Here is a 2,749-nt window from a genome sequence, read left to right on the forward strand (position 1 = left end):
GCTAAACGCCCCTTTGCCAATGGCTACCACGGAATCTGGAATGGTCAGGTTGGTGAGCTCATTGTCCTTAAATGCCTCATCTTCAATTGTGGCAACCGAATCCGGTATGGTTACATTAGTGAGTTGGTGACCAACAAACGCGCCTTCACCAATAATGGTCACCGAGCTTGAAATTATGACATCGGTCTCTCTACCGGTATACTCTGCAAGTATTGATTTGTTCTGCGAGCCATCTAATTTTTTAGCATAGACTAACCCTTCCGTTGCATGCTCACAGCCTGTTAGAAGGGCTAGACTAAGCAAGATGCCAAAGATTTGGCCAGTTAGCCTATTGAGTTTTATTCTTGATAATGACATTGCTACTCGCGGGTTTATAATTAGACCGTTATCGGTCTTTCTATGCAAACGCATAAAATGTTCACAGAAATTTAGCTCTACTCAGAGATAAAAGGATGATAACAATACTTTTAATGGATTATCACTCCCAAAAAGATGCTTAGATAGTTTCTCTAACAAAAGAGGCAACTTTGACAAGCCAAACAAGCATATAAAACGCTTAAATCGTGTTGAATTTCATTCTATCGGATAACTTTTTGCAGGGTATTTGATCTAATGAGTATAGGAGCAATAGTTTCCTGTAATAAAGAAAACTGTTGCCTATTTGATCATCCATATTCAAGATGAATATTCATAAGAAGACTAGAGATGGGCAATTTCTGCGGCTATCAAAGTCGAGCTAAAAGTCGCGGAAGCGAACAAAAGCTCAGACCAAGCGGAAGTTACGCTCCTCACCCAATTCAATATTATAGGGATGTTCGCACGCAAGCGCCTGAAGGAGCGTAACAGCTGGTAAAACTAATGTATTTCAAGCGATGAGATTGGCTTTAGATTAATCATTATCTACTCCAGTCTGGCTGGAGTAGTTCATGTCAAAAATCGCCTTCGAATAAGTCAAATTAACTTAAATTCAACGCATAGAATCCATCAAACATTCACAGATATATTATCTCAAAGGAATAAGAAAATGCGCTATATTCGTCTAATTATAATCGCATTGAGTGTAGCGATTTTTTCTGTCCAAGCTTTTGACGGAGCTAGGTTTGCTCACAAAGATTGGTATTTGGCATGTGACAATACTGGCACTTGCCGAGCAGCGGGGTACGCGCCAGCTGGTCTTGGCTATGGTATGGCAATGATGTTTAGACGTGAAGCTGGACCTGCAACCCAGATCACGGCAAAGCTTTTTCTGCAGCTACATGATGAGCAGGCGTTGCCAGCAAGTGTGACTTTGTTGATTGACAACCAAGACCTCGGCCCAATCTACACAGATAAAACGAGTCAGCTGAGCGCCATGCAAGTACAGGCATTATTGGCGGTGGTTACTACTAACGCGGTAATTGAAGTAGGCGCTGGAAAGCAGCGCTGGCGCATTTCGAACAATGGCGCCAGCACTGTGTTTCGCAAAATGGATGAGTATCAAGGGCGTAGCAACACACCATTTGCTGTGGTTGCCAAAGGTAAACAATCTGAGAACGAAGTACCACCCGCTAAAGTACCACCAAGTTTGACTGTGCAAGCACCGCTATCAAACGCTGTTACCCTTGAAATCGGTTCGTCAGCTTATAATGAGGTGTTACAGTTGCTGACCACTAATGTGCCAGCATCTGAGTTGGATTTCGAACTCCAGAGCGCATCACTTGAAACTGCAGAGCTGGGTCAGGGTAAACGATTTATTGGTGCTTGTTGGCTTATGGCTTACAACGCGCTTTGCAACCATTGGTTAGCGGATAAAAATGGCCCCAATCAGTTGGTTGCATTGGACAGTGATGGTTTTTATATAGATGGTATGGCGCGCCAAGACCGCAAGGGACGAGGATATGGCGATTGCTGGGAAAGTCAGGCATGGGTGTTTGATGGGCAATCTATGGTACCCACTTTGATATCCAGCACGGGTCCATGCCGAGGTATTGCCGGCGGTATTGACCCTATGCCGACCTACATCACTGATGTAACTTTTCCTTCTAAGCAATAATTTTGTAAATGAGGTGAGTTTAAATGTCGATCTTGGTGGCGGCTTGCTAAGTTGTTTGCATCAATAAGCGGTGGAGTATAAAAAAGGATTACTTTCAGTAGGGTAAGTACATGCAGCCTCTGTTTTATAGGGTTAAGATTCTAAGCGATTTGGGGGCATTTTCAAGCTAGAAAATACCACGTGTTAAAATTCAGATCGTGATATTTCTGGACAAATGTATGGTACGCCCCGTTTTGCAAGTGAAAAATCCAAATAACGGCGTTGGTTTGCGCTAATGTATTCAGAGTCTAATTGGGACACTGATTAGTTAGCCCCAGCTCTACGATGAGATCCGCGCCAGATTGTCCTCAAAAACGTGAAAGCACTCTAGTTGCTGTTCTGTCCATCAGGTCTTCAATCTGGTGGTCTAACCGTTTTGTCATCTTTCATTACCATATGCAAATCTAGATTAAACTCTTAATTCAAAGGGCTTGTGACTTGTCATTACTGACCATGCAATCCTCGCTAGCTTATTTGCTAACGCAACTAAAGCAACATTAAAAGGCTTTCGACGTTTCAAATCTAATAACCATGAACCGAAATAGCGTTCAGCAGTTTCTTCCCTCCACATCACTGCTCATGCGGCATGAACAAAGAGTTCTCTCAGCTCTTTATTTCCTCGCTTTGAAATTCCCAGCATCCGTTGTTTCCCTCCAGTCGAGTACTGGAATGGTACAA

Annotated in this window: 2 protein-coding genes and 1 pseudogene; 1 reads left to right on the plus strand and 2 read right to left on the minus strand. The window is 43.1% G+C overall.

What is annotated here, in order from left to right:
- Positions 1-357, minus strand: a 357-nt coding sequence (locus IQP38_RS23865) for a leucine-rich repeat domain-containing protein (protein WP_193838097.1), incomplete at its 3' end; no start/stop codon positions are given.
- Positions 358-1,024: 667 nt separating this feature from the next.
- On the opposite strand from IQP38_RS23865, the gene IQP38_RS23870 reads away from it, so the two are divergent.
- Positions 1,025-2,032 (plus strand): DUF1176 domain-containing protein, encoded by a 1,008-nt coding sequence (locus tag IQP38_RS23870; RefSeq protein WP_193838098.1) that lies wholly within the window; start codon positions 1,025-1,027, stop codon positions 2,030-2,032.
- A gap of 448 nt (positions 2,033-2,480) precedes the next feature.
- On the opposite strand, the pseudogene IQP38_RS23875 reads toward IQP38_RS23870, so the two are convergent.
- Positions 2,481-2,749, minus strand: a pseudogene (locus tag IQP38_RS23875) (transposase); the annotation flags it as partial.

The organism is Vibrio sp. OPT41, from assembly GCF_015163595.1.
Lineage (GTDB): Bacteria > Pseudomonadota > Gammaproteobacteria > Enterobacterales > Vibrionaceae > Vibrio > Vibrio alginolyticus.